Raw genomic sequence first — 24,224 nt, 5'->3', positions numbered from 1 at the left:
AGATTGCGTAATCCCGCACTGACTCCACCATGACGCGGAAAATGCGTTCGTGCTGTAGCTCGGGACTGAGCGCATTGGTAGCGGTAGAGACGCGCGTAGCCATATTGTTTGCTCGAAGGGAGAGTGCCGAACCGCAGTAGTCAGGCGGGTGTCATCCGCATTCGACGACAGAACGAAGTGGTGCTTGCCCTGCCAAACCCCACAAGAAATAGGGTCTCGTGATTCGTTTAGGATGTCGATACAGGGTTTCCTGTAGGCGGGAACTTTATCGTTAAAGTTTGACTTTGGTACTATGCTGGAGCGCGCTGTAGATCCGCATTCGAGGGCGTTCTCAATGGCTGGTACACCACGGATGTTTCGCTTCGGCAGCTTGATGCTGATGGCTCTGGTCGGATTCGGGACCCTACCCCTTCCGGGACGAGGTTCGCTCGCATCTGCTGTAGCTTCCGACGCTTCGCCAATCCTTGACTATACAACTGACGTTGTATACCTGAACGACCATGAGATTGCCCTTATCAACAAAGGTGAACTGACAATTAAAAATATCAATGCGGATACGCAGACTCCATATGTGCAGACATTGGACCTGGAATTGGATCAGATCGAAAAGGGCGGTTACCCGCACTTCATGCTGAAAGAAATTTTCGAACAGCCGAAGTCTATTAAAGACAGCATGCGCGGCCGTGTAAATGCGTCACTGGGACATTTACAGCTGGGCGGTATTTTACAATATGCAAACAAATTAACGAAGGCAGAACGTATCATTATTGTTGCGTGCGGTACTTCCTGGCATGCCGGCCTGGTAGCGGAGTATTTGTTTGAAGATATTGCACGTATACCTGTAGAAGTTGAATATGCTTCGGAGTTCAGATATAGAAATCCGATCATCCGTGAGGGTGATGTTGTGATTGCTATTTCACAATCCGGGGAAACTGCCGATACGCTTGCTGCGATAGAGCTCGCTAAATCAAAAGGTGCGGTTATTTTTGGTGTATGTAACGTAGTAGGTTCATCCATTGCGCGTGCATCGCATGAAGGTGCTTACCTGCATGCTGGTCCGGAGATTGGTGTTGCGAGTACAAAAGCATTCACCGCACAGGTTTCAGTACTTGCCATGATGGCAATTATTGTCGGAAATAAAAAAGGCACCATTACTGAAAGCCAGTACATCGCTTTATTAACGGAGCTGGAAACGATTCCGCAGAAAGTTGAAAAGGCATTGCAAAGCAACGAGCAGATCATTGAAATTGCAGATAAATTCAAGGATGCTAAAAACTTCCTGTACCTGGGAAGAGGGTATAATTTCCCGGTAGCGTTGGAAGGAGCATTGAAATTAAAAGAGATCTCCTACATCCATGCGGAAGGCTACCCGGCTGCAGAGATGAAACACGGACCGATTGCATTGATCGATGCAGAAATGCCGGTTTGTGTAATTGCACCACAGGATAATTCATACGAAAAAATTGTATCAAACATCCAGGAAGTACGCGCGCGTAAAGGTCGCGTAATTGCTGTTGTTACAGAAGGTGATAGTCATATCCGCAACATGGCGGAGCATACGATTGAAGTGCCTGCGACACATGAAGCATTGATGCCATTATTGACGGTAATTCCACTACAGTTATTATCTTACCACATTGCCGTGATGAGAGGCTGTAACGTTGACCAGCCACGAAATCTGGCGAAATCAGTAACGGTGGAATAAAGAAAAAAGTAAACGATCAAATCAGATATTGTAAGAGTCACGCTAATCCGTGACTCTTTTTTGTTTCCGGCAAATTATTAAGCATGGTTAAAGCATAGCGGTCGGCCGCGACGACAGCACTTACTGCTAATCCTCCAACTAATTCCGGAACAAATTTAATTATGAGCAACCATTTTTGTATTTTGTATGTTAGTCAATGAATCAGCAATCCTATACGACTTAACGCAAAAATACTGTGGCATTCGAACTTACTTCTAAATATGTACCAACGGGCGACCAGCCTGAAGCCATCCGGCAGCTGGTTGAAGGCGTTGAACGGAACGACCCTGCACAAGTATTGCTCGGTGTGACGGGATCAGGAAAAACATTTACCATGGCCAATGTGATCCAGCAGACACAAAAGCCCACGCTTATTCTCAGCCATAATAAAACACTTGCCGCACAGCTGTACGGTGAATTCAAACAATTCTTTCCGGACAACCTGGTTGAATACTTCATTTCCTACTACGACTACTACCAGCCGGAGGCTTATATGCCTACATCAGGCTTATATATAGAAAAAGATCTTGCCATTAACCAGGAGATTGAAAAGCTGCGATTGAGCGCAACATCTTCCCTGATGTCGGGCAGGAGGGATATTATCGTGGTTGCATCGGTTTCGTGCATCTATGGTATCGGTAATCCCGAAGAATTCAGAAAGAATATTGTGGTGATCCACAAAGGACAACAGATCAACCGGAACAAACTGCTATACTCATTTGTAGAGATTTTATACAACAGGACCACGCGTGATTTTACACGCGGCACATTCCGTGTAACCGGTGATACGGTTGATGTGTTTCCGGCATATGCAGACATTGCATACCGCATACAGATGTGGGGCGACGAGATTGAATCCATCCAGCTGATCGAACCGGAAACCGGTAAGCGCATCAGTGACCAGAAAAGTTTAACGCTCTTCCCTGCAAATTTATTCGTAACCGGGAAAGACTCCTTGAACAGCGCTATTCATCAGATTCAGGATGACCTGATGAAACAGATCCACATGTTTGAAATGGAAAAGCGTTACGGCGAGGCGAAGCGTATACAGGAACGAACAGAATTTGATATTGAGATGATGCGCGAACTGGGTTATTGTTCAGGTATAGAAAATTATTCCCGCTATTTTGACCATCGGTTACCAGGGCAGCGTCCGTTCTGTCTGATCGATTATTTCCCCGACGATTTCTTATTGATCGTTGATGAGAGCCATGTAACCGTACCGCAGATCCGCGCTATGTTTGGCGGCGACCGCGCACGTAAAACCAACCTGGTTGAATATGGTTTCCGTTTGCCATCAGCAATGGATAACCGTCCGCTTACGTTTGATGAATTTGAATCAATTAACAAACAGGCAATCTATGTGAGTGCAACGCCGGCAGATTATGAGCTGCAGCGTGCGGAAGGAACGGTTGTGGAACAGATCATCCGTCCGACCGGCTTACTGGATCCGGAGATCTTTGTGCGGCCTACGGCAAACCAGATTGATGACCTGCTGGAAGAAATCCAGGAGCGCGTTGAAATGGGTGACCGTATTCTTGTAACCACGTTAACCAAAAGAATGGCGGAAGAGCTTACCAAATACTTTGATGGACTTGGCATCCGTACACGTTATATTCACTCAGAAGTAAAAACACTCGACCGCGTTGAGATTCTGCGCGAACTACGTTTGGGAATCTTTGATGTATTGGTGGGTGTAAACTTGCTAAGAGAAGGCCTTGACTTGCCGGAGGTATCGTTGGTTGCCATTATGGATGCTGACAAGGAAGGTTTCCTGCGTAACGTGCGTTCATTGATACAAACGATCGGTCGTGCTGCGCGGAACAGCAATGGCAAGGTAATCATGTATGCAGATAAGATCACGGCATCCATGCAGCAGGCCATTGATGAAACAAGCCGCAGACGCAGTACGCAGATTGCGTACAATGAATTGCATGGTATTGTTCCGCTTACCGTTAATAAATCCAAGGATGAAATTATCGGACAAACAAAAGTTGCGGATTCAAACAGGCTTTCGAAACAATATGTCGAACCGGAAGGTGAACCGTCTCTTGCAGCAGATCCTGTGGTCGCAATGTTAAGCAAACCGGAGCTTACGAAAATGATCGATCGTGCGAAAAGAGAAATGGACAAAGCTGCCAAGGATCTGGACTTCGTGGAAGCGGCGCGTTACAGAGACGAGATGTTTGCCTTGCAGAAACTGATTGATGCGAAAGCATAGCTATCTTAATCTTTCCGCTGCGGCGGATGATTTAAATTGTTGCAGATATAAATGAACTTCACAGCACTTGATTTTGAAACAGCCAATTCGCACAGCACCAGTATTTGTGCCGTGGGCATGGCTATTGTTGAAGATGGTAAGCTGGTGAAGACGATATCCAAACTGATCAAACCGATCCCTAATTTTTACAGCTATTGGAACGTACAGGTGCACGGCATTACGCACGACATGACCAACGATGCGCCGTACTTCATGGATGTGTGGCAGGAGTTGAAAGAATATGTAGATTATAGCACTTTAGTCGCGCACAATGCAGCCTTCGACGTTGGTGTATTAAGAAGTATTTTGAATGCAGGGGAAATTTCTTTTCCGAAGACTAATTATTTCTGTTCCTGTTCGGTAAGCAGAAAAGTTTTTAAAGAAATTGAAAACCACAAACTATCAACCGTGTGCAGACACATTGATGTGCCGCTCAACCACCATGAAGCAGAGAGCGATGCAATCGGTGCTGCACAGATCATCATCAAAGCCGGCGAGAAGCTTGGGGTAAACTCTGTGGAAGAATTGATGAAGGTACTGAAAATGAAATTAAAAATTTTTTAATGCAGACTCTTTGATCGAAGCAAAGATATGATCTATATAAAAAGCGAAGGCCTTGTGATTTCACAAGGCCTTCGCTTTTTATGATTAGAAGAATTACTTCTTGATTGTTCCGAATACGTAATCCCAAAGCTGGGAAGATACGCCGAAGATCTGCGTGTTGTCTTTGTAATGGTGTACCGCGTGGTTTAACCACAAACCTTTGAAGATGTTGTTTGGCGGGTTGTAGGCATGTACAATGAAATGTACAAACAGATAACCGCAGTAGCCGGTAATAAAGCCAGGAAGAAAACCGAACACCATAGTACCCATTAAAGCTCTGAAAACAAAAAAGAAAATGATTGCTAACAGGAAGCTCATGATCGGCGGCATTGCCAAACGATCTTTATCTTTTGGATATTCATGGTGCAGACCATGAAGTGCATACTGAACTTTACGTTTGAATTCATTCGTAGGCTTCATGTGGAATAAATACCTGTGCGCAATGTATTCGATCAGCGTAAACAGGAAGAAGCCTGTGAAGTATAAACCTACTACATATAAAGGAGTAAGGTGTGTATAGTCTGTATATACAAAAGCAACATACAACAAACCTGCTGCAATTGTCATAAGAATAGTGATCGGAACCGAAATGTGGGTACGTGTTAAACGTTCAAGAATCGGGTTGTCAAATACCTTCTTGGTACCAGTATTTTTCGGTTTAATTTTTTCGGCTTGCTGATCCATGTTAATTAATTTTATGCAAATTTAGGCTAGTATTAAAACTCAAGCAAGTATAAAGGCTTTTATTTAATATAAGAATGAGATTTATCAAGGATTTGCTGGTAATACTCCAAATATTTAGGCACTATATGATTGGAATCGAACTCCTTAGCTCTATTTAAAGCATTCGTCCGGAAAGTTTCGAGATTTGCATTATCTAAAATAAAAATGGCATTTTTAGCCATATCCACTACATCTCCCACATTACTCAGGAAACCGGTTTTCCCTTGAATGTTCAATTCCGGCAAACCGCCGGAGTTGGAAGAAATGACAGGAACTTCACAAGCCATTGCCTCTAAGGCTGCCAAACCAAAACTTTCTTTTTCAGATGGCATGACAAACAGATCCGCTACGGATAACACTTCTTCAACGGCATCCAGTTTTCCTAAGAAACGCACATCGGCGGAAATGTCAAGCTCGCGGCACATGCCTTCAATCTTGATACGTTCAGGTCCATCACCTACCAGCAACAGCTTGGCAGGCACCGTCTGGCGCACAATGTTAAATACAGAGACCACATCTTCCACACGTTTCACTTTTCTGAAGTTGGATGTGTGCACAATCAGCTTTTCATCATTCGGACAAATAGCTTTTTTAAAATGATCTTTCTTTTGTTTCCTGAAACGTGAAACATCAATAAAATTGGGAATCGCTTCAATTTCGCGCTGTATATCAAAATGGCTTAAAGTATCTTTTTTAAGATCTTCTGATACGGCTGTAACACCGTCAGATTGATTGATGCAGAAGGTTACCACTGGTGCAAAGGAAGGATCTTTACCTACCAGTGTGATATCTGTACCGTGCAGGGTAGTAATAATAGGAAGGTAAATCCCTTGTGTTTTCAGGATCTCGCGGGCCATGAACGCTGCAGATGCGTGCGGAATTGCATAATGCACATGCAGCAGATCAAGCTTCTCATGCTTTACAACGTCAACGATCTTGCTGGCAAGAATAACTTCGTAGGGCGCGAATTCAAATAATGGGTATGACTTAACGGTTACTTCATGGTAGAAGACATTCTCATGCAGAAATTCCAATCTGTGCGGCTGTGAATAGGTGATAAAATGAATCTGATTTCCTAATTCGGCCAATGCTTTGCCCAGTTCTGTCGCAACAACGCCACTTCCCCCAAAAGTTGGATAGCAAACAATTCCTATTTTCATGAACGAATGTATTTCGTAATAAATTTATACTTCTGAACGCGCTGGAGGCGTTTTTACAAATCTTTAAACAAAGGAACGAATGAAATAATTCATTTTTATTACTGGATTATTACCCTTTAAATAACTTTAAAGTAAGCCAGCTCAGGTTTATTCCCTGTAATTCAGAATAGATTTATAGATAACCGTTTGAATTTGAGTGCGAATACCATCTTTAATCAGGCGGGTGTTATTGGCATCGGGATAGACACGGTTTGACAGGAAAATATAAACCAGTTCCTGGTCCGGGTCAACCCAGGCACAGGTGCCGGTAAATCCTGTATGTCCATAGGTAGATGCTGATACCAGATAAGAACATGGTCCGCCGCTGGTTTGCTGCGGTTTATCCCAACCTAATCCGCGGCGGTTGCGTGAAGTCTGCTGCTGGCCGAAAAGTTTTATAGTTTCGGGTAGCAGAAAACGATAATCGCCATAGTAGCCCATTTGCAGATCCATCTGCATAATGGTTGCAAGATCCTCCGCATTGGAGAAGATGCCGGCATGCCCGCCGACACCGCCTAAGAGTGCTGCTCCCGGGTCATGCACTGTTCCGGCAACGAGGCTTTTCCTGAAATATTTATCCTGTTCTGTTGGAGTAATTCTTGAAACATCCACACCGTTTTGTAATGGATTATAATAAAGGTTCTGCAGGCACATCGGATCATAGAAATTCTGCTTGAGAAAATCTTCGAGCGGTTGGCCCAGCTGGCTTTCCGCGAGTCTTTTCATAATGTAGAAACCGAGATCGCTATATACATAATTGTAGGGCAATAGCTTCCTGCCTTTTTTCGGCTGCGGCATCAGGGAAGACTCTACTGTCCATTTCCATAGTGAATCTTCCATCGAAGCGATACTGTACAAACCAGGAATAACCATGTTCGGAAAGCTGTCGCTTTGAATGCTCCTGTAATATTTCGGACTGAAGTTGGTGCTGTCCATTGTCCGGCGCCAATGGGGCAGGAAAGGCTGCAGGCCTGCCTGGTGCAGCAGGATGTCACGGATGACAAGATCTTCTTTATTTGTGCCGATCAGGTCGGGCAGGTAAACAGAGATCTTGTAATTCAGGTTGATCAAACCACGTTCTTCCAGAAACATAATTGCCTGCAGTGTGCCCGCAACTTTTGTTACAGAAGCTATGTCATAAAGCGTGGTAGAGGTAACCGGTGTTTTTTTATCGTATGTGAAATAACCAAATGATTTATTGTAGATGACAGCGCCTTTCTTGGCAACCAATACCTGGCATCCCGGCATGGCGCCTTCTTTCATGGCATGCATTACGATTGTATCAATCCGGGCAAGTGTCTTGCTATCCATGCGCAGGTTTTCCGGGTAGTCGTAACGGAAGCGCAGGCTACCAGTTGTTATTGTAATGCCCGTATTCAGTTTCATTTCCGGATTTACTGTAACCGGTAACTTTCCGTTTGCATCAATACTGCCGAAGAGCAGCTGTGGAATTAATTCATGTGTAAAATAATTATCTTCATTTGCACAGATCAGCTGTTTGGAATCGCTGAAATATTTTAATGAATAAGGAATGCCGAAATCAACCACTACAACTTTGGGATGTACTTCCCGCAGTTTTTGTATGAACGTTTTGGTAGAGGTGCTGATGCCGTAGGTTTTCGTGTTGTATGAATTCACCTGGTGTACACCTACAACAAGTACTTCATATTTCTTTAGATTAGTTATCAGGGAAGTAATCGCGGTATCAGAAATATTTTTGTCAACAGAATAATGATCAAAGCGTGCATACTTCGATAGTGTTTGCTGGAAAATATTTTCAGCGCCATTGTAAGAAATAGAGATGGATGCAAATGAAGTAGTATCAATATTTTTGAATGGAATCAGTCGGGTATCGTTTTTAACAACTGTTACGGCTTGCCGGTACAGGTTCTGTATAACCGCTTTTGCTGCCTGGTTGTTTAAATCCTGGTATAAATTTTCCGTTTCTATTTTTTTCAGGTTATTTAATCCGGCCCAATACTTTGCCATCAATATTTTCTTTACGCGTGCACGTATATCTTCAATTGCGATGTCTTTATCATTAACAGCTTTCAGAATTTTTTTAATCGCCAGCGGAACATTTTCAGCAAAGAGCAATACATCATTGCCTGCAAGCAGTGCCTTCACATCTACTTCTCCGGGTTTGTACAAACTGCTTACGCCTTTCATATTCAAGGCATCTGTAAAGATCAGTCCTCTGAAGCCGAGTTCATTTTTAAGCAAATCCGTTACAATAGGTTTAGAGAGCGTTGCTGCTTTGGTTACGCTGTTATCCAGTGATGGCACATTGATATGACCTACAATAATACTGGCAACACCTGAATCGATCAGTTGTCTGAATGGATACAGCTCCAGATCATCAAGCTCAGCTCTGCTGCGGTTGATCACCGGCAGAGAGTGGTGAGAGTCTGCATCGGTATCACCATGACCCGGGAAATGTTTGGCATTGGCCATCACACGCACAGACTGCATGCCTTTCATATAAGCGACGCCTTTTTGAGAAACATTGTATTTGTCTTCACCGAAGGAACGAACACCAATGACCGGATTGTCTGCATTACTGTTGATGTCGATCACCGGCGCAAAATTGATATGTACACCCAAACGCTGGCATTGCCTGCCGATCTCTACGCCCATACGGTACACCGCATGATTATCCTGTATGGCACCCAATGTCATTTGTTTTGGGAAATTCAGTGTGCTGTCCAGGCGCATGCCCAGGCCCCACTCAGCATCCATGGCGATAAACAAAGGAACTTTACTGATAGATTGATAATGATTGGTTAAATTAGCTTGGCGCACTGGCCCGCCCTGGAAAAATATCAAACCACCAATACCGTTATTTTTGATCAGGTCTTCAATTTCTTTCGTATGACTTTCGGGTTTGTTGGAATACGCTGCAACCATGAACAGCTGGCCAAGTGCCTGCTCATCACTCATGGTGCCAAGTACACTATCCGCCCAGGCTTCCGCACCGGTTACTTTGAAAGGCTCAGGCTTTTCCCATGTTGCCGCACCTGCAATAAAAATCAGAATAACAGAAAGTAAACCAACAAATATTAAATATTTTTTATTCATTAAATTATAGAAAGCAATTGTGACAAATTGTGTAAATGTTTGATTTACTAACCAATAGTGAGTGTATACCAAGTACAATTTACATCATTCATTGTAATGTTACCAATTTGGTGGATAACCTGTGGGTAGTCTCATTGAAATGTGAAGTAATTTAGAGGAAATAACACTAAAATAAGAACGAAGAAACATACTGCAATATTGAGGCCAAGGTGGATAAAGCTTGACTAAATTGCGGTACGATTCTTCATATCCTTTCTATGTCAGATATCATCCGTTTATTGCCAGACAACATTGCAAACCAGATAGCAGCCGGTGAAGTCGTTCAGCGCCCTGCTTCTGTTGTAAAGGAATTGCTTGAAAATTCCGTTGATGCCGGCAGTACAAGTGTACAATTGATTGTTAAAGATGCCGGTAAGCAGCTTGTTCAGGTGATCGACAATGGCAAAGGCATGAGTGATAGCGATGCACGTTTATGTTTTGAACGTCATGCTACCTCTAAAATTCGTAGTGCAGATGATTTGTTTGCGATCCGTACGTTTGGCTTCAGAGGCGAGGCCATGGCTTCGATTGCTTCTGTTGCACAGGTTGAAATGAAAACAAAGCTGCCTGAGAATGAACTGGGCACATTGATTCGCATTGAGGGTTCCGCCATTCTGGCACATGAACAAACGGCATATCCGCAGGGAACTTCTATTTCGGTTAAGAATTTATTTTATAACGTGCCGGCACGCCGCAATTTCCTGAAATCAAATTCGGTTGAAATGCGGCACATCATGGATGAGTTTGTGCGTATTGCACTGGCACATCCGGAAGTAGCTTTTTCTTTTTATCACAATGATCTCGAATTGTTCAATTTACCGGAAGAGACCTTGAGTAAACGTGCGGTCTCTCTTTTGGGTGGCAGTTACCGTGAACAATTAATTCCATGCAAGGAAGAAACAGATTTTATTACTATTTCAGGTTATATAGGAAAACCGGAGAGCGCGCGTAAAACACGCGGCGACCAGTTTTTCTTTGTCAATAACCGTTACATCCGCAGCAATTATCTGCACCATGCAGTTATGCATGCCTTTGAAGAACTGATTCCGGCAGACTCTTTCCCTTTTTATATTCTGTTCATTGAAATCGACCCATCGCATATCGATGTGAATGTGCATCCAACAAAAACAGAAATAAAATTCGACGACGAAAAAACTGTATATGCAATTATAAAGGCTTGTGTGAAACGATCTTTGGGTACACATAACATCATGCCTTCCCTGGATTTTGATTATAACGTAAATGTTTCGGGATTTACAGGTATGGGTTTCGAACAACAAAATGACCGGAGTGAGCGTACAACACCTTCATTCACTCCGAAAACATTTCCGTCTTCGGATCAGGCACACAAATCAAATCAATCAAATTGGGAGCGTATGTATAGCGGGTTAGAAAATAAGAGGGACGAAGTTTACCAGGAATCGATTAAAATGTTCAGCTCCATCAATGGGACAGAAGAAGATAAGCAGTTAAACAAAGATCTGTTGTATACAGAAAACACATCTACGTTTCAGCTGCATCAAAAATATATTGTTACGCAGGTTAAATCAGGTGTGCTGCTGGTAGACCAGCAGGCTGCCCATGAACGTATCCTGTTTGAAAAATACATGAGCATGCTGCAGAATAAATTCGGCAGCTCGCAGCAATTTCTGTTTCCGCAGACACTTGAATTAAGTGCCGCAGATTTTGCGATGGTGATTGAGATGGAAGACGATATCCGCAAGCTGGGTTTCGTATTCAGCATTTTCAGTAATACAACCATCGTAGTAAACGGCGTACCATCAGATGTAAAAGGCGGTAATGAAAAAGGTTTATTCGAGGGCCTGATTGAACAGTTTAAGCAGAACAGAACGGACTATAAAATTGACAGGCAGGAAAATCTGGCAAGAGCGCTTGCAAAAAGGTCTGCCATCCGGGCTGGCAATAAATTGACACTCATTGAAATGAATTCCATGATTGATCAGTTGTTTGCCTGTAAAACACCAAACTATGCCCCTGACGGAAATTTAACAGTCGTAATGCTGGACATGGATAAAATTGGCAGATTGTTTATGTAATTTTTTATCTTGCAGCTATGAATTTAGGCCTGACTCCTTTTGTACAAAGACTGATCATAATTAATATCGTCTTTTTTCTGGCAACAACCTTCTTAGCGGGCAAGGTAGATCTTTATAATATCCTGGGTCTGCATGGTCTATACTCAGATCATCTGGCGCCCTACCAGTTTGTGAGCTATATGTTTATGCATGCAGATTTTACACATTTGCTGGGGAACATGATTGGTCTTGTGCTTTTCGGAAGATTGCTGGAAATATTTCTGGGACCGAAAAAGTTTTTGATCCTCTATTTTGTTTGTGGAATCGGAGCCGGCTTTTTGTACTGGGCATTGAATTCATACGAAGTATCAAAGGTACGCCAGGATGCAATCGAATATGTGTCAGATCCGAATCCGGATGCATTCAATACATTCATCAATTCATTTTATTCCAACGGCTACGAAAGTGTGTCAGAATTTATTGATGCTTATTCCGAACATCCTGATAACGCTGTATACATTGCACAATCGAAGGAATTTGTAAATACAATTTCATATATGCAGGCAAACATTCCGTTGATAGGTGCATCTGGCGCCGTATTCGGGATATTAATGGCTATGGCATTGTTATTTCCCAATACTGAAATTAATATATTCATTCCCGTTAAAGTAAAATATCTGGCAACTATTTATGGTTTGTACGAGATCTATTCTTTATACGAAAACCGGCAGGATGACAATGTTGCGCACTTTGCGCACCTGGCTGGTATGATATTCGCATTTATTCTCGTTAGATATTGGAAGACTAACAGAAATTCTTTTTATTAGTATAATATGAGTTTAGTCAAAGACATAAAAGATCAGTTCCGGATGCAGGATAATGCGTTGGTCAAAATTATCCTGATCAACGTACTGGTTTATGTCGCTGATTGCCTGATCTGGGTCATTTCTGAGTTCAGAGCATCAGATGCTGAACGTATGACTGGCACTACATTATTTAACACAATACAATATTACCAGGCAGCTTCTTCCAATATTATGGAAACACTGTATAAACCCTGGACAATCATTACTTACGCTTTTTCACACGACACACCATCGCCTTTTCATATTTTCTTTAATATGCTCGGCTTGTATTGGTTCGGCGGACTTATCCGTGAATTCATCGGCAGCAGAAGATTAATCAGTTTGTATGTGATCGGCGCGCTGGCAGGTGTATTTATGTATCTGGCGTGTTATAATCTTATTCCATATTATATGCACCGCCCTTCAGGAATCCTGGTGGGAGCGAGTGCCAGTGTACTGGCAGCCGTAGTAGGTGCGGCAACATTATTACCGCATTACCGCTTTCATCTGATCTTTATTGGCCCGGTAAAGATTACCTACATCGCAGCGTTTTATGTACTCATGTCAATCATTGGCACCGTGCAGTGGAATGCCGGCGGCAATATCGCACACATAGGCGGTGCGCTTTCCGGTTATATATTTATTGCCCTATTGAAAAAAGGAACAGACATCGGCAAGCCGATCAATGGCAGCATTGATTTTATCCGTTCGCTTTTTTCAAAGAAACGCAATGTGCGCATGACTTTTTTTAATACTTCAACACCTGCCGTTGACGAGCACTATACGCCCAATCAGCAGGAAATCGATACCATTCTTGATAAAATATCTCGCTCCGGTTATGAAAGCTTAACCAAAGAAGAGAAGCAAAAATTGTTTAAAGCAAGTCAGAAATAATGGGAGGGACTTCATCTTTATTGGATGTACGCAATGAAGGCGACATATTAATCATAACATTAAATCGTCCGGATAAATTAAATGCTTTAAACAGGGCATTGTTAAAAGAACTGGATGAACAGATCGAGTTTGCCTATGGTTCGGATGCTGTAAAAGGAATCATTATAACAGGCTCCGGTGCCAAGGCATTTGCAGCCGGTGCAGACATCAGCGAATTCTCGGCACTGCAGCCGCATGAAGCACAACTGCTGTCTCAGGAAGGACAATTAATATTTGAAAAGATTGATAAACTCACCAAGCCAGTAGTTGCAGCCGTAAATGGCTTTGCGCTTGGCGGTGGTTTTGAACTCGCATTGGCATGTCACATCCGCATTGCTTCTGACAATGCAAAATTCGGTTTGCCTGAATCTACATTAGGCTTACTGCCCGGCTACGGCGGTACGCAACGTTTGCCTCAGATCATTGGTAAAGGTCGCGCGCTTGAAATGATGCTTACCGCAGATCATACAACCGCACAAACGGCGTTGAACTGGGGACTGGTGAATGCCGTTACAACACAGGAAGAATTGCTGCCGGCAAGCATTGCCATGCTGCAAAAATTCTTTACAAAAGCACCTACATCCATTCAGGAAATATTGCGCTGCACCCATTTAGCGCTGGAGACTTCCGGCACCTCATTTCTGCAGGAAGCAAAATCTTTCGGCCGTTGTGCCGGCACAGAAGATTTTAAAGAAGGCGTTCAAGCCTTTATGGAAAAACGCAAAGCCAGTTTCACAGGCAAATAATTCATGTCTTTACTTAAGAAATTAGCTGGACAAACAGCTTTGTACGGTTTAAGCAGCATGGTTGGCCGGGCCATCAATTTTTTGTTGGTACCTGTTTATACAAGCCTGCTGTTACCCGCTGAATACGGTATTGTAACGGAACTCTACACGTATGCCGCCTTTTTAAATATTCTGTATCTGTTTGGAATGGAAACCACTTATTTCCGCTTCGCAAACAAAGAAGGCGCCAATGAAGTGCATATTTTCAACCATGTAAACACCCAGGTTTTATTTGGAAGCGGACTCATCTCTTTGCTGATTGTATTCTTTGCGCCCAATATTGCAGCCTATTTAAATGTTGGGAATAGTATAAACCGTATAGAAGATTATATTTATTATATCTACTACATTGTTTTAATTCTATTTACAGACGCCGCACTGGCGATTGCATTTGCCCGGCTACGTTTGCAAAACAAGGCTTTCTGGTTTGCGTCAGTCAAACTGATGAACATCTTTCTGACCGTAATATTTAATGTGATCCTGCTGTGGGGCATACCTACACTGCTTGATTCTGCCTACATTTCAGCAACAGTAAAGACAAGTATTTTAACATGGTATGATCCGAACGATCTGGTGTCGTACATATTTATTTCAAACCTGCTGGCAAATCTATTGCAGCTGCCGTTCTTGCTGAAAGTCTTTAAAGGCTTTGCATTTGTGTGGGATACGTATTTATACAAGCCTATGCTTGTGTATGCACTACCGCTAATGGTGATGGGGCTTACAGGGATGATCAATGAAATGCTTGACCGGTTGATTCTAAGAGAGCTGCTGCCGGAAAATTTTTATCCGGGCAGAGACAAATTACATGCACTTGGTGTATACGGCGCTTGCTATAAGCTGTCGATGTTCATGACTTTGTCTATACAGGCATTCCGTTATGCTGCCGAACCGTTTTTCTTCAGCAGGGCTTCCGACAAAAATTCCCCTCAGCTGTTTGCAGATATCATGAAGTGGTTTGTGCTGGCCTGTCTGCTGATATTCCTGGGAGTGTCGCTGAATATTGATTTGTTCAAACATTTCCTTGGCAACTCAACATATTGGGAAGGATTGGGAGTAGTACCTATTCTGTTATTGGCTAATTTATTTTTGGGAATGTATTACAACCTGGCGGTCTGGTTTAAACTTACCGATAAAACCTATTGGGGGCTTTACATCAGCTTCTTCGGCGCAAGCATTACGATTGCCGGCAATATTATCTTTATCCCGGTTCTTGGTTATATGGGTGCCGCCTGGGTTACGCTGGCCTGTTATTTTTCAGTAACGGCAGCCAGTTATTTACTCGGCCATAAATATTACCCGATTCCATATCCAATTGTAAAAATCCTTTGCTGGATTGGAACCGCTTCTTTACTTGTTTATCTTTCTCATTACTTCCGTACAGAATCGCTTCTTCACAATGCCTTGATTTTCAATGGTGCTATTGTGATCTGGCTGGCATGGATACTTCTGCTAGAAAATCCAAACATTCGTACCAAAGCCTCATAATTTTTTGTAGATTTGGAATATTACAATAAACTGAAATGAGCACATCCATTAAAATTGTAAATAAATCCACCAATCCATTACCTGCGTACCAAACTGAACAGGCTGCCGGTCTTGATTTAAGTGCAAATCTTTCAGAACCTGTTGTATTACAACCGCTGCAAAGACAGCTTATTCCTACGGGGCTTTTTATTGAACTTCCTGCACATACAGAAGCACAGATTCGTCCGAGAAGCGGTCTTGCTTTTAAACACGGGATTACCGTTTTGAACAGCCCGGGCACAATTGATGCCGATTACAGAGGAGAAGTAAAGGTTTTATTAATCAATCTTTCGAATGAAGCCTTCACCATTCAGCATGGAGAGCGCATTGCTCAAATGGTAGTTGCAAAAGTTGAACACGCTGAATTTATTGAGGTTCAGCAGTTAACGGACTCCGCCCGTTCTGTTGCCGGATTTGGCAGTACAGGCAAATAATTAAAAAAGAAACCAAAATCCTGTCTGCACGTACCTTGCATAGGATTACTAAAGATATTTTAAACGTTTCAAATTAAGGATAAGCATGAAGATTATTATTCCAATGGCGGGTATGGGAAAAAGAATGCGCCCGCATACACTTACTGTTCCTAAGCCTCTTGTTCCAATTGCAGGTAAAGCTATCGTTCACAGACTGGTGGAAGATATTGCAAAAGTTTGTGGAGAGAAAATCGACGAGGTTGCTTTTATCATAGGTGATTTTGGAAAAGAGACTGAACAACGTTTAATCAAAGTTGCTGAATCTATTGGCGCCAAAGGTTCTATTTACTATCAGAAAGAAGCATTGGGAACTGCACATGCAATTTATTGCGCGAAAGAATCGTTAAGCGGTAAAGTAGTTGTAGCATTTGCAGATACTTTATTCAAAGCAGACTTTACACTTGATACATCAAAAGAAGGCATCATCTGGGTGCAGAAAGTAGAAGATCCGAAACCATTTGGCGTTGTTAAACTGAATGATAAAAATGAGATTACGGATTTTGTAGAGAAACCGGAACATTTCGTTTCAGACCTGGCAATCATCGGTATCTATTATTTCCAGGATGGCGACAACCTGAAAAAAGAACTTCAGTTTGTGATTGATAATAACATCAAGGATAAAGGTGAATACCAACTGACATCTGCGCTTGAAAACATGAAGAACAAAGGCATCAAGTTTATTCCTGGTAAAGTAACAGAATGGCTTGACTGCGGAAATAAAGATTCTACAGTAGATACAAACGCACGCTACCTGGAATACATCAAAGACCAGAAGTTAGTGGCGCCATCCGTCAAACTTGTAAACTCAATCATCATTCAGCCGGCATATGTTGGTGAAAATGTTGAGCTGGTAAATTCTATTGTTGGTCCGCATGTTTCAATCGGAAACGGAACAAAAATTACCAATACAGTAATCAACCGTTCAATTGTACAGGAGAATGCTGTAATCACAAACGCAACTATTTCGAATTCAATGTTTGGCAATTCTGCTCAATACAAAGGCAAAGCACTTGACCTGAGTGTGGGCGATTTCAATGTTATTTCATAAACAATGAGCTTACAAAAGCGTCTTTTTAAAAATATTCTTATTGCGATTTTAATGCCGGCACTCATGGTGCCGGCATTGGCGCAAAAAGGAGGTAAGACAAAATCTCAAAAGTCTGAGAAGACTTCAAAATCCAGTTTCATACCTAAAGTACTGTCTGAGCAGGACCGTATCTACTTTGAAGCTTATTTCATTGAAGGTATGCGTTACTACCTGATTGGCCAGACATCAGCTGCATTATCTTTTTTTGACAAGGCTTATTCCATAGACCAAACCAATGGTGGTTTAAATTATGAGATCTCAAAGATCTGCTACAGCACATCCAATCATGCAAGAGCTTTGGTTACAGCTCAGAATGCCGTTAAAACAGATCCAAAGAACCAGGAATATCTTATCCAGCTGGCCCGTGTATACGAGGCCCAATCAAATTTTGACGAAGCAAATAAAACATATAAAAAATTAATCACCGACTTTCCGAATAATGAGCAGTACTATTACCAGATAGGCGCAAACCAGATTCAGCTGAAGCAATACGACGAGGCTATTAAGACATATGCGAAAATTGAATCGGTGTTTGGTAAGAGTTTCGAATTGACAAGACAAAAACAACAGTTGTTTGTAAAGCAGAATAAAATTGACCTGGCAATTAAAGAAGGCCAGGCATTAATTGATTCAGATCCGAACAACCTGTTGTATAAAGTTGACCAGGCAGAGTTTTACTATTACATCGACAAAAAGCAGGAAGCCAGAAATATTCTCGACAATGTTTTGAAGCAGGATCCGGACCAGATACAGGCGCATGTATTGTATGCCGACATCTATAAATCTGCCGGCGAAGAGACGAAAGTATTTAATGAGTATAAATATTTATTATCCCGCGAAAATGTAAGTGTGGAAACCAAACAAGAAATCGTTCAGGATGCGCTTAAATATGCAACAACAGATGTAGCAAAAGCACAGTTGCTTGAACTCACTACTATTTTTGTAAGCACGAATCCAAACGATGATATAGCGTTGACAAGTCATGGCGACGCCTTGTTCTTAAACAATAAGAAAAAAGAATCCAGAAAATATTATTCAGAAGCAGCGAAGATTGATGGAAACAATTACAATCTGTGGCTGCAGATCTTAACACTGGATTATGAATTCCAGGAATATGATACGTTGGTAGCGCACAGTACTTCGGCGATTGAATATTATCCGAATCAATCAAACCTGACCTATTTCAAAGGTATCGGTTATTTCAATCTGAAAAAATATCCCGAAGCCATTGAAGCACTTGAAGAAACCAAAAGCCTGGCAGGATCTAATCAGTCGCTTAAAACACAGGCATTATTACTGCTGGCTGATTCGTACAATGAAACAAAAGAGTATGCAAAATCAGATGCGGCTTATGAAGAAGTATTGAAGTATGATAAAAATAATGATCATGCATTAAACAATTACAGTTATTATTTATCGCTTCGAAAGGAAAAGCTGGAACTGGCAAAGAGCATGTCTGAGCGTGTTGTGAGCAGAAATCCGAATGAAGCGAATTTTATTGACACCTATGCGTGGGTATTGTATCAGATGAAAGATTACAAGGGCGCAAAAGAGCAATTGGAGAAAGCCCTGCAAGGTTCAACCAATGGTACTATTCTTGAGCATTACGGAGATGTACTGTACCAATTAGGAGATAAGGCAAAGGCAGTGGAATACTGGAAGAAGGCAGTGGCAGCCGGCGACGCATCTGCTTTGATAAATAAAAAAATTGCCGACGGCAAGTTGTATGAATAAGATTATTCTGATTGTATTAATTGGTTCTTTCACATTTCTATCCTGTAAAAAAACACCGGTATCCAGCCATGTTCAAAATACTGTTGTTGAGAGTAAGACTGTAGTGGATTTTCATCCGCAGTACATCGACTTTGTATACATGGTCACTAAATCCAAGGTGGAATATTCCGACGGGGGCAACTCAGATCAATTTACATTATCTATTCGTGCAAAGAAAGATAGCGTAATCTGGCTTACAGCAGGCAAGGCAGGGATTGAAGGTATAAGAGGATTAGTAAGGCCTGACTCCGTCTTTGTAATGGATAAGCTGAAAGACACATTATACATTTATGATACCAAATACCTGCAGGAATTGACACAGTCAAATCTTTCCTATGCAAACATACAGAACCTGCTGGCAGGAAATTTAATGTTTCCGTATCAGGAAACAGATTTGGTAACAAAAAACGAAACACATTACATTCTGCATCAGAAGCAGGATAATATGCATATAGAAAGCCGGATCAGATTCGACAACATGCGTGTTGAACAGACAACTATTGTTGATTCAGCATCCATGTCAAGAACGGCAATTGTATACAGCAATTATATTGTCGCGGACTCTATACTCGTTCCATCTGTTTGTTCGGTAGATATTTCATTCAACAAGAACAATCAGAAGGTAGACCGAAAGGTTGTTATTACGCATTCAAAAATAGAATTCCCTGTTAAATCAGTGAATTTTCCGTTCAATGTTCCAAAGAAATACAATGAAAAATAACATCAAATATCTAACGATATTCGTTTTTCTTTTTATTGTCATCACTTCCACACTGGCTCAAAAGAAAAGCAGAAAGCAGCTTGAGCAGGAACGTGAAAAAAATCTCAAAAAAATAAAAGAAACTTCCAAAGTACTGGAAGAAACCAAGCAGCAGAAGAACGCTACATTAAGCCAGTTAAACCTGTTAAACCAGGAAATTGAAGAGCGCGAAGTCGTGATCAATATCATGTCTTCTGAAGTAGGTATGCTGGACCGGGAGATTCAGGAGCAGGTATTAATTATCCGGGCACTGGAAGAAGACATCAAAGGTCTGAAGGAAGAATATGCGCAGCTGATTTATTTAGGCTATAAACATCTGAATGGTTACGACAAACTGATACATATTTTGTCTGCTGACAACATCGGGCAGATGCTTCGCCGCAGCAGTTATTTCAAGCAATACGCAACTGCAAGAAATTATCAGCTGGAAGAAATTCAAAGCGTAACGGAAGCATTGAAAATGTATCAGAGAACGCTGGCAAATAAGCAGCGTGAAAAGTCTGGATTACTTCAGGCAAAAACAATTGAAACAGAAAATCTGACCAACACCAAAAATCAGCAGAATAATGTATTGAGACAGCTTTCTTCGAAAGAACAGCAACTTAAAAAGGATCTTGACGAATCTAAAAAATCAGCTGAAAAGCTTCAGAAATTAATTACTGACTTGATTGCTGCGGAACGTAAAAAAGCGATAGAAAAATCGAAAGGTTCAAGTTCTTCTTCAAAAGCTGCTACCGACGTGAGCGTGAAATTATCGGCCAGTTTTGAGGGCAATATGGGCAAACTGCCGTGGCCGGTACAAAACGGAAGAGTTTCCAACCATTTTGGACGCCAGGCGCATCCTGTCCTAAAAGGTGTATTTGTCGATAATCTTGGGATTGATATTTCGACCATCCAAAATGAGCAGGTTAAGGCTGTTTTTGGCGGGAAGGTGATAACTGTAGCGGAAGTGCCTGGTATGCATAAAATTGTGATGGTGCAGCATGGGGAGTATTTTACCGTGTATGCCAAATTGAGAGATGTTGTTGTTAAAACCGGGGAAGAAATATCCGTAAAACAGGTAATTGGCTCGGTTTATACCAATAAAGAAGGCGAAAGCGAACTACAGTTCCAGATCTGGAAAAACGAAACCAAACTCAACCCGGAAGTTTGGCTCAGAAAACGCTGATTTTGACTAGGGAAAAGCCTTTTTCTTTTCCCTTTCCTGTTAAAATTCCTTATCTTTGCAGCGTATACGAAATTACTCTAACAATCATGATGTTAACTATTTGCACATTGCTGTTTCTTGGCAATATCGGTCCAACTGAATGGATCATTATAGCGGTTCTATTAGTGTTTATGTTTGGCGGTAAAAAGATACCTGAATTAGCCCGTGGCTTAGGCCGTGGTATTCGTGAGTTCAAAGACGCGAGTAAAGAAGTGAAAAAAGAAATTCAGGACGGTATCAAAGACGACACAAAAAACGCTTAAAACTTGAAACGTTATAATTCATTAACAGAGGTTCGGAAAGATCTTTCCGAAGGCAAAATCACGTGCCGTTCCCTTACCGAATACTACCTGAAAAATATTGAAGCAAAGAAGCATCTGAACGCATATGTCGAAGTATATGCGGCAGAAGCGCTTGCTACAGCCGATAAGGTTGACGCTAAAATTAAAGCCGGAACCGCTGGTAAACTGGCTGGTATGGTTGTTGGCCTGAAAGATGTTTTGTGTCACAAAAATCATGGGCTGCAGGCTTCAAGTAATATCCTGAAAGGCTTTGTTTCCCAGTTCAACGGCACCGCTGTTGAACGCATCATCCACGAAGATGCCATCATTATCGGCCGTCAGAGCTGCGATGAATTTGCTATGGGTTCTTCCAATGAAAATTCAGCATTCGGACCTGTAAAAAATGATATTGACAATACACGCGTCCCGGGCGGCTCTTCAGGTGGTTCTGCAGTGGGCGTGCAGGCTGACACGTGCCTGGTTTCGCTGGGTTCGGATACCGGCGGATCTGTAAGACAACCAGCTGCGTTCTGCGATATCATTGGCTTCAAACCTTCTTATTCAAGAATCTCCAGATACGGCCTTATCGCATATGCATCTTCCTTTGATTCCATCGGGATCATGGCAAGAAGTGTTGAAGATACTGCCCTGATGCTGGAAGTGATTTCCGGTTACGACGAGTTTGACAGTACGGTTTCTTCTAAACCAGTACCGTCTTATTCTTCTGAATTAAACTTCGCAGGCAAGGCAAAGATCTGTTACCTGAAAGAAGCAGTAGAATCAGAAGGCGTTGCAAAAGAAATCCGCGAAGCAACTCAAAAACAAATTGATTTATTGAAGCGGCAGGGCCATACTGTGGAAGCAGTAGAGTTCAAGCTGCTGGATTATATACTGCCAACGTATTATATTCTTACAACAGCTGAAGCAAGTTCGAACTTATCACGCTTCGATGGCGTTAAGTACGGGTATAGAAGTGAGAATGGGACAGATCTGGAATCGATGTACAAAAAGACCAGATCTGAAGGGTTCGGGAAAGAAGTTCAAAAACGTATCATGTTAGGCACATTTGTATTGAGCGCAGGTTTTTATGATGCGTATTATACGAAAGCACAGAAGGTACGTCGTTTAATAAGAGAATATACAGAGAAGCTTTTGTCGGAGTACGACTTTATGCTGTTGCCTACAACAACAACAACGGCATTTAAGATCGGCGACCACGAAAGCGATCCGATTGCCATGTATCTGGCAGATATATTTACCGTGCATGCAAACCTTGCCGGTATTCCTGCAATTTCTATTCCGAACGGAAAAGACGCGCAAGGTTTACCAATTGGTTTACAGCTGATGGGTCGTGAATTTGAAGAAGCTAAATTACTGGCGTTTTCGAACTATTTATTAAAACAGAATGAAAATTAGAATCACAACGGCATTGTCTGGTTTATTTGTTTTTGCTTCCACATATTTTGTGGGAATAAGTCAGACGTATGCCCAAACGGATTCTTCTACGATAGTTACATCAAGCGATTCCACGATCATAGAAGCAGAAAAAATAGAAGAGGCGATCGTTAAAGAGCAGCCTCAATCATCTTCTGCAGATGATCTGATTGCAAAAAGATTAAAAGCGCTTCAAAACGAAGTGCCATTGGTATATAATGCCAAGATCAAAGGTTTCATTGATTACTTTACGGTAAGAAATGCACGCTACGCATTGGTCATGGAACGCCGCAAACGTGTGTATTTCCCAACCTTTGAAGAGATCCTGAAAACGCAGAAAGTACCTGAAGAAATTAAATACCTGGCGATTGTTGAATCCGGCTTAAATGCGAAGGCTGTGTCTCCGGCCGGTGCAGCAGGCTTATGGCAGTTCATGACTTTTACGGGTAAAGAATACGGACTGAAGCAGGATGAATTTCTGGATGAACGTCTTGATCCGGAAAAGGCAACGGTAGCCGCATGCAGATACCTGACAACACTGTACAACACCTTTAGCGATTGGGAACTTGCACTGGCTTCATACAACTGCGGGCCGGGAAATGTACGCAGAGCGATCCGTAAATCCGGTTATAAAAAAACATTCTGGCAGATCTATGATTATCTTCCGCGTGAAACGAGAAGTTATGTGCCGCAGTTTGTTGCGTTAACATATGTCATGAATCACATGGGTGATCACGGTATTGTTGCTGACTCCATCGAATATCCGATTGCTTTTGACACAATCAGTGTCAATCAGTATTTCGACATGTTTACATTCAGTGAGCTGTTGAATATTTGTCCGGATGATATGCGTAAGCTGAATCCCGCAATAAAGAAAGGCGTGCTGAATGGCGCGTATTCATATAAGATCAGAGTACCGGTGGATCGTATGGCGGAGTTCTATCTCAACAGAGTGGACATCCTTGATGCCTGCGGAAAGGAAGTGCCGCGGGATAATGTGCCGGCGAATGCTTCTGCCATCAGGACTACGACCACATCACCGGCTACAACAGCTTCCACACAAAAGATTTATTACACGGTAAAAAGCGGAGATGCATTGGGAACAATAGCTTCGAAATATCATGTAACCATTACAGATATAAAACGCTGGAATAAACTATCGTCCAACACAATTCGCGTCGGACAGCGGTTGATCATTTATAAAAAAGTTTCTTCAAGCAGTTCCTCATCTTCCAAAACGACTACTACTGCTAAAAGTACAACCGGAAGTAAGCCTGCTACACCAAGTGTTTACTATGTAAAACCGGGAGATTCACTCTGGACAATTTCTCAGAAGTATCCGGGTTTGTCGGTTGATAAGATCAAGCAGCTGAATGGCTTGAAGAACAATAGTATAAAAGTCGGGCAGAAACTTATTTTAATATAACCTTTTTAGCA

19 protein-coding genes are annotated in these 24,224 nt (G+C 42.1%); 16 read left to right on the top strand and 3 right to left on the bottom strand.

Annotation, left to right across the window (positions count from 1 at the left end; genetic code table 11):
* The first annotated feature begins 292 nt into the window (after positions 1 to 292).
* The 3 genes from glmS to ACTHJT_RS11670 all read left to right on the top strand — a co-directional run bounded on the left by glmS (position 293) and on the right by ACTHJT_RS11670 (position 4,568).
* The gene (glmS, locus tag ACTHJT_RS11680; protein WP_440238345.1) at positions 293 to 1,705 is read left to right on the top strand and encodes a glutamine--fructose-6-phosphate transaminase (isomerizing); all 1,413 of its coding nucleotides are present in this window, start codon (positions 293 to 295) and stop codon (positions 1,703 to 1,705) included.
* A gap of 235 nt (positions 1,706 to 1,940) precedes the next feature.
* Entirely contained in the window at positions 1,941 to 3,965 is a 2,025-nt protein-coding gene (gene uvrB / locus ACTHJT_RS11675) for an excinuclease ABC subunit UvrB (protein ID WP_440238343.1), read from the top strand.
* A gap of 51 nt (positions 3,966 to 4,016) precedes the next feature.
* Complete coding sequence (locus ACTHJT_RS11670; RefSeq protein WP_440238341.1) at positions 4,017 to 4,568, top strand: 3'-5' exonuclease; 552 nt, start codon at positions 4,017 to 4,019, stop codon at positions 4,566 to 4,568.
* A 93-nt stretch (positions 4,569 to 4,661) separates the two neighbouring features.
* Here the strand turns inward: ACTHJT_RS11670 and ACTHJT_RS11665 are convergent, their stop codons facing one another.
* The 3 genes from ACTHJT_RS11665 to ACTHJT_RS11655 all read right to left on the bottom strand — a co-directional run bounded on the left by ACTHJT_RS11665 (position 4,662) and on the right by ACTHJT_RS11655 (position 9,607).
* Positions 4,662 to 5,291, bottom strand: a complete 630-nt coding sequence (locus ACTHJT_RS11665; protein WP_440238339.1) for a sterol desaturase family protein — start codon at positions 5,289 to 5,291, stop codon at positions 4,662 to 4,664.
* Between the two features lie 59 nt (positions 5,292 to 5,350).
* Complete coding sequence (bshA, locus tag ACTHJT_RS11660; protein ID WP_440238337.1) at positions 5,351 to 6,490, bottom strand: N-acetyl-alpha-D-glucosaminyl L-malate synthase BshA; 1,140 nt, start codon at positions 6,488 to 6,490, stop codon at positions 5,351 to 5,353.
* 147 nt (positions 6,491 to 6,637) lie between these two features.
* A complete protein-coding gene (locus ACTHJT_RS11655; RefSeq protein WP_440238335.1) occupies positions 6,638 to 9,607 on the bottom strand; it encodes a glycoside hydrolase family 3 N-terminal domain-containing protein in 2,970 nt (989 codons plus the stop codon).
* Positions 9,608 to 9,864: 257 nt separating this feature from the next.
* Between ACTHJT_RS11655 and mutL the strand changes: the two genes are divergently transcribed.
* The 13 genes from mutL to ACTHJT_RS11590 all read left to right on the top strand — a co-directional run bounded on the left by mutL (position 9,865) and on the right by ACTHJT_RS11590 (position 24,213).
* Positions 9,865 to 11,703 carry a DNA mismatch repair endonuclease MutL gene (mutL, locus tag ACTHJT_RS11650; RefSeq protein ID WP_440238333.1) on the top strand — a complete coding sequence of 613 codons (1,839 nt, stop codon included), beginning with the start codon at positions 9,865 to 9,867 and terminating at the stop codon, positions 11,701 to 11,703.
* Between the two features lie 17 nt (positions 11,704 to 11,720).
* Positions 11,721 to 12,509: a rhomboid family intramembrane serine protease gene (locus ACTHJT_RS11645; protein ID WP_440238331.1), complete on the top strand. Its 789-nt coding sequence runs from the start codon at positions 11,721 to 11,723 to the stop codon at positions 12,507 to 12,509.
* 6 nt (positions 12,510 to 12,515) lie between these two features.
* Positions 12,516 to 13,421: a rhomboid family intramembrane serine protease gene (locus tag ACTHJT_RS11640; protein ID WP_440238329.1), complete on the top strand. Its 906-nt coding sequence runs from the start codon at positions 12,516 to 12,518 to the stop codon at positions 13,419 to 13,421.
* Positions 13,421 to 14,206 carry an enoyl-CoA hydratase-related protein gene (locus ACTHJT_RS11635; protein ID WP_440238327.1) on the top strand — a complete coding sequence of 262 codons (786 nt, stop codon included), beginning with the start codon at positions 13,421 to 13,423 and terminating at the stop codon, positions 14,204 to 14,206. The genes ACTHJT_RS11640 and ACTHJT_RS11635 overlap by 1 nt, the downstream gene beginning before the upstream one ends.
* A 3-nt stretch (positions 14,207 to 14,209) precedes the next feature.
* Positions 14,210 to 15,733 carry a lipopolysaccharide biosynthesis protein gene (locus ACTHJT_RS11630; RefSeq protein WP_440238325.1) on the top strand — a complete coding sequence of 508 codons (1,524 nt, stop codon included), beginning with the start codon at positions 14,210 to 14,212 and terminating at the stop codon, positions 15,731 to 15,733.
* A gap of 35 nt (positions 15,734 to 15,768) precedes the next feature.
* Positions 15,769 to 16,206 (top strand): dUTP diphosphatase, encoded by a 438-nt coding sequence (dut, locus tag ACTHJT_RS11625; protein WP_440238323.1) that lies wholly within the window; start codon positions 15,769 to 15,771, stop codon positions 16,204 to 16,206.
* An 85-nt stretch (positions 16,207 to 16,291) separates the two neighbouring features.
* Entirely contained in the window at positions 16,292 to 17,293 is a 1,002-nt protein-coding gene (locus ACTHJT_RS11620; protein WP_440238321.1) for a sugar phosphate nucleotidyltransferase, read from the top strand.
* 3 nt (positions 17,294 to 17,296) lie between these two features.
* Positions 17,297 to 19,066, top strand: a complete 1,770-nt coding sequence (locus ACTHJT_RS11615) for a tetratricopeptide repeat protein (RefSeq protein WP_440238319.1) — start codon at positions 17,297 to 17,299, stop codon at positions 19,064 to 19,066.
* Positions 19,059 to 19,826: a DUF4292 domain-containing protein gene (locus ACTHJT_RS11610; protein ID WP_440238317.1), complete on the top strand. Its 768-nt coding sequence runs from the start codon at positions 19,059 to 19,061 to the stop codon at positions 19,824 to 19,826. The genes ACTHJT_RS11615 and ACTHJT_RS11610 overlap by 8 nt, the downstream gene beginning before the upstream one ends.
* Positions 19,816 to 21,033: a murein hydrolase activator EnvC family protein gene (locus ACTHJT_RS11605; RefSeq protein WP_440238315.1), complete on the top strand. Its 1,218-nt coding sequence runs from the start codon at positions 19,816 to 19,818 to the stop codon at positions 21,031 to 21,033. The genes ACTHJT_RS11610 and ACTHJT_RS11605 overlap by 11 nt, the downstream gene beginning before the upstream one ends.
* The gene (locus tag ACTHJT_RS11600) at positions 21,015 to 21,335 is read left to right on the top strand and encodes a Sec-independent protein translocase subunit TatA/TatB (RefSeq protein ID WP_440238313.1); all 321 of its coding nucleotides are present in this window, start codon (positions 21,015 to 21,017) and stop codon (positions 21,333 to 21,335) included. Before ACTHJT_RS11605 ends, ACTHJT_RS11600 begins: the two co-directional genes overlap by 19 nt.
* Positions 21,336 to 21,338: 3 nt before the next feature.
* Positions 21,339 to 22,769: an Asp-tRNA(Asn)/Glu-tRNA(Gln) amidotransferase subunit GatA gene (gene gatA, locus ACTHJT_RS11595; protein WP_440238311.1), complete on the top strand. Its 1,431-nt coding sequence runs from the start codon at positions 21,339 to 21,341 to the stop codon at positions 22,767 to 22,769.
* Positions 22,759 to 24,213 carry a LysM peptidoglycan-binding domain-containing protein gene (locus tag ACTHJT_RS11590; protein WP_440238308.1) on the top strand — a complete coding sequence of 485 codons (1,455 nt, stop codon included), beginning with the start codon at positions 22,759 to 22,761 and terminating at the stop codon, positions 24,211 to 24,213. Before gatA ends, ACTHJT_RS11590 begins: the two co-directional genes overlap by 11 nt.
* Positions 24,214 to 24,224: the final 11 nt, after the last annotated feature.

The organism is Cytophaga sp. (assembly GCF_051961495.1).
Classification (GTDB): Bacteria; Bacteroidota; Bacteroidia; order Cytophagales; family Cytophagaceae; genus Cytophaga.
This window is presented reverse-complemented; position numbering and strand designations above follow the sequence as displayed.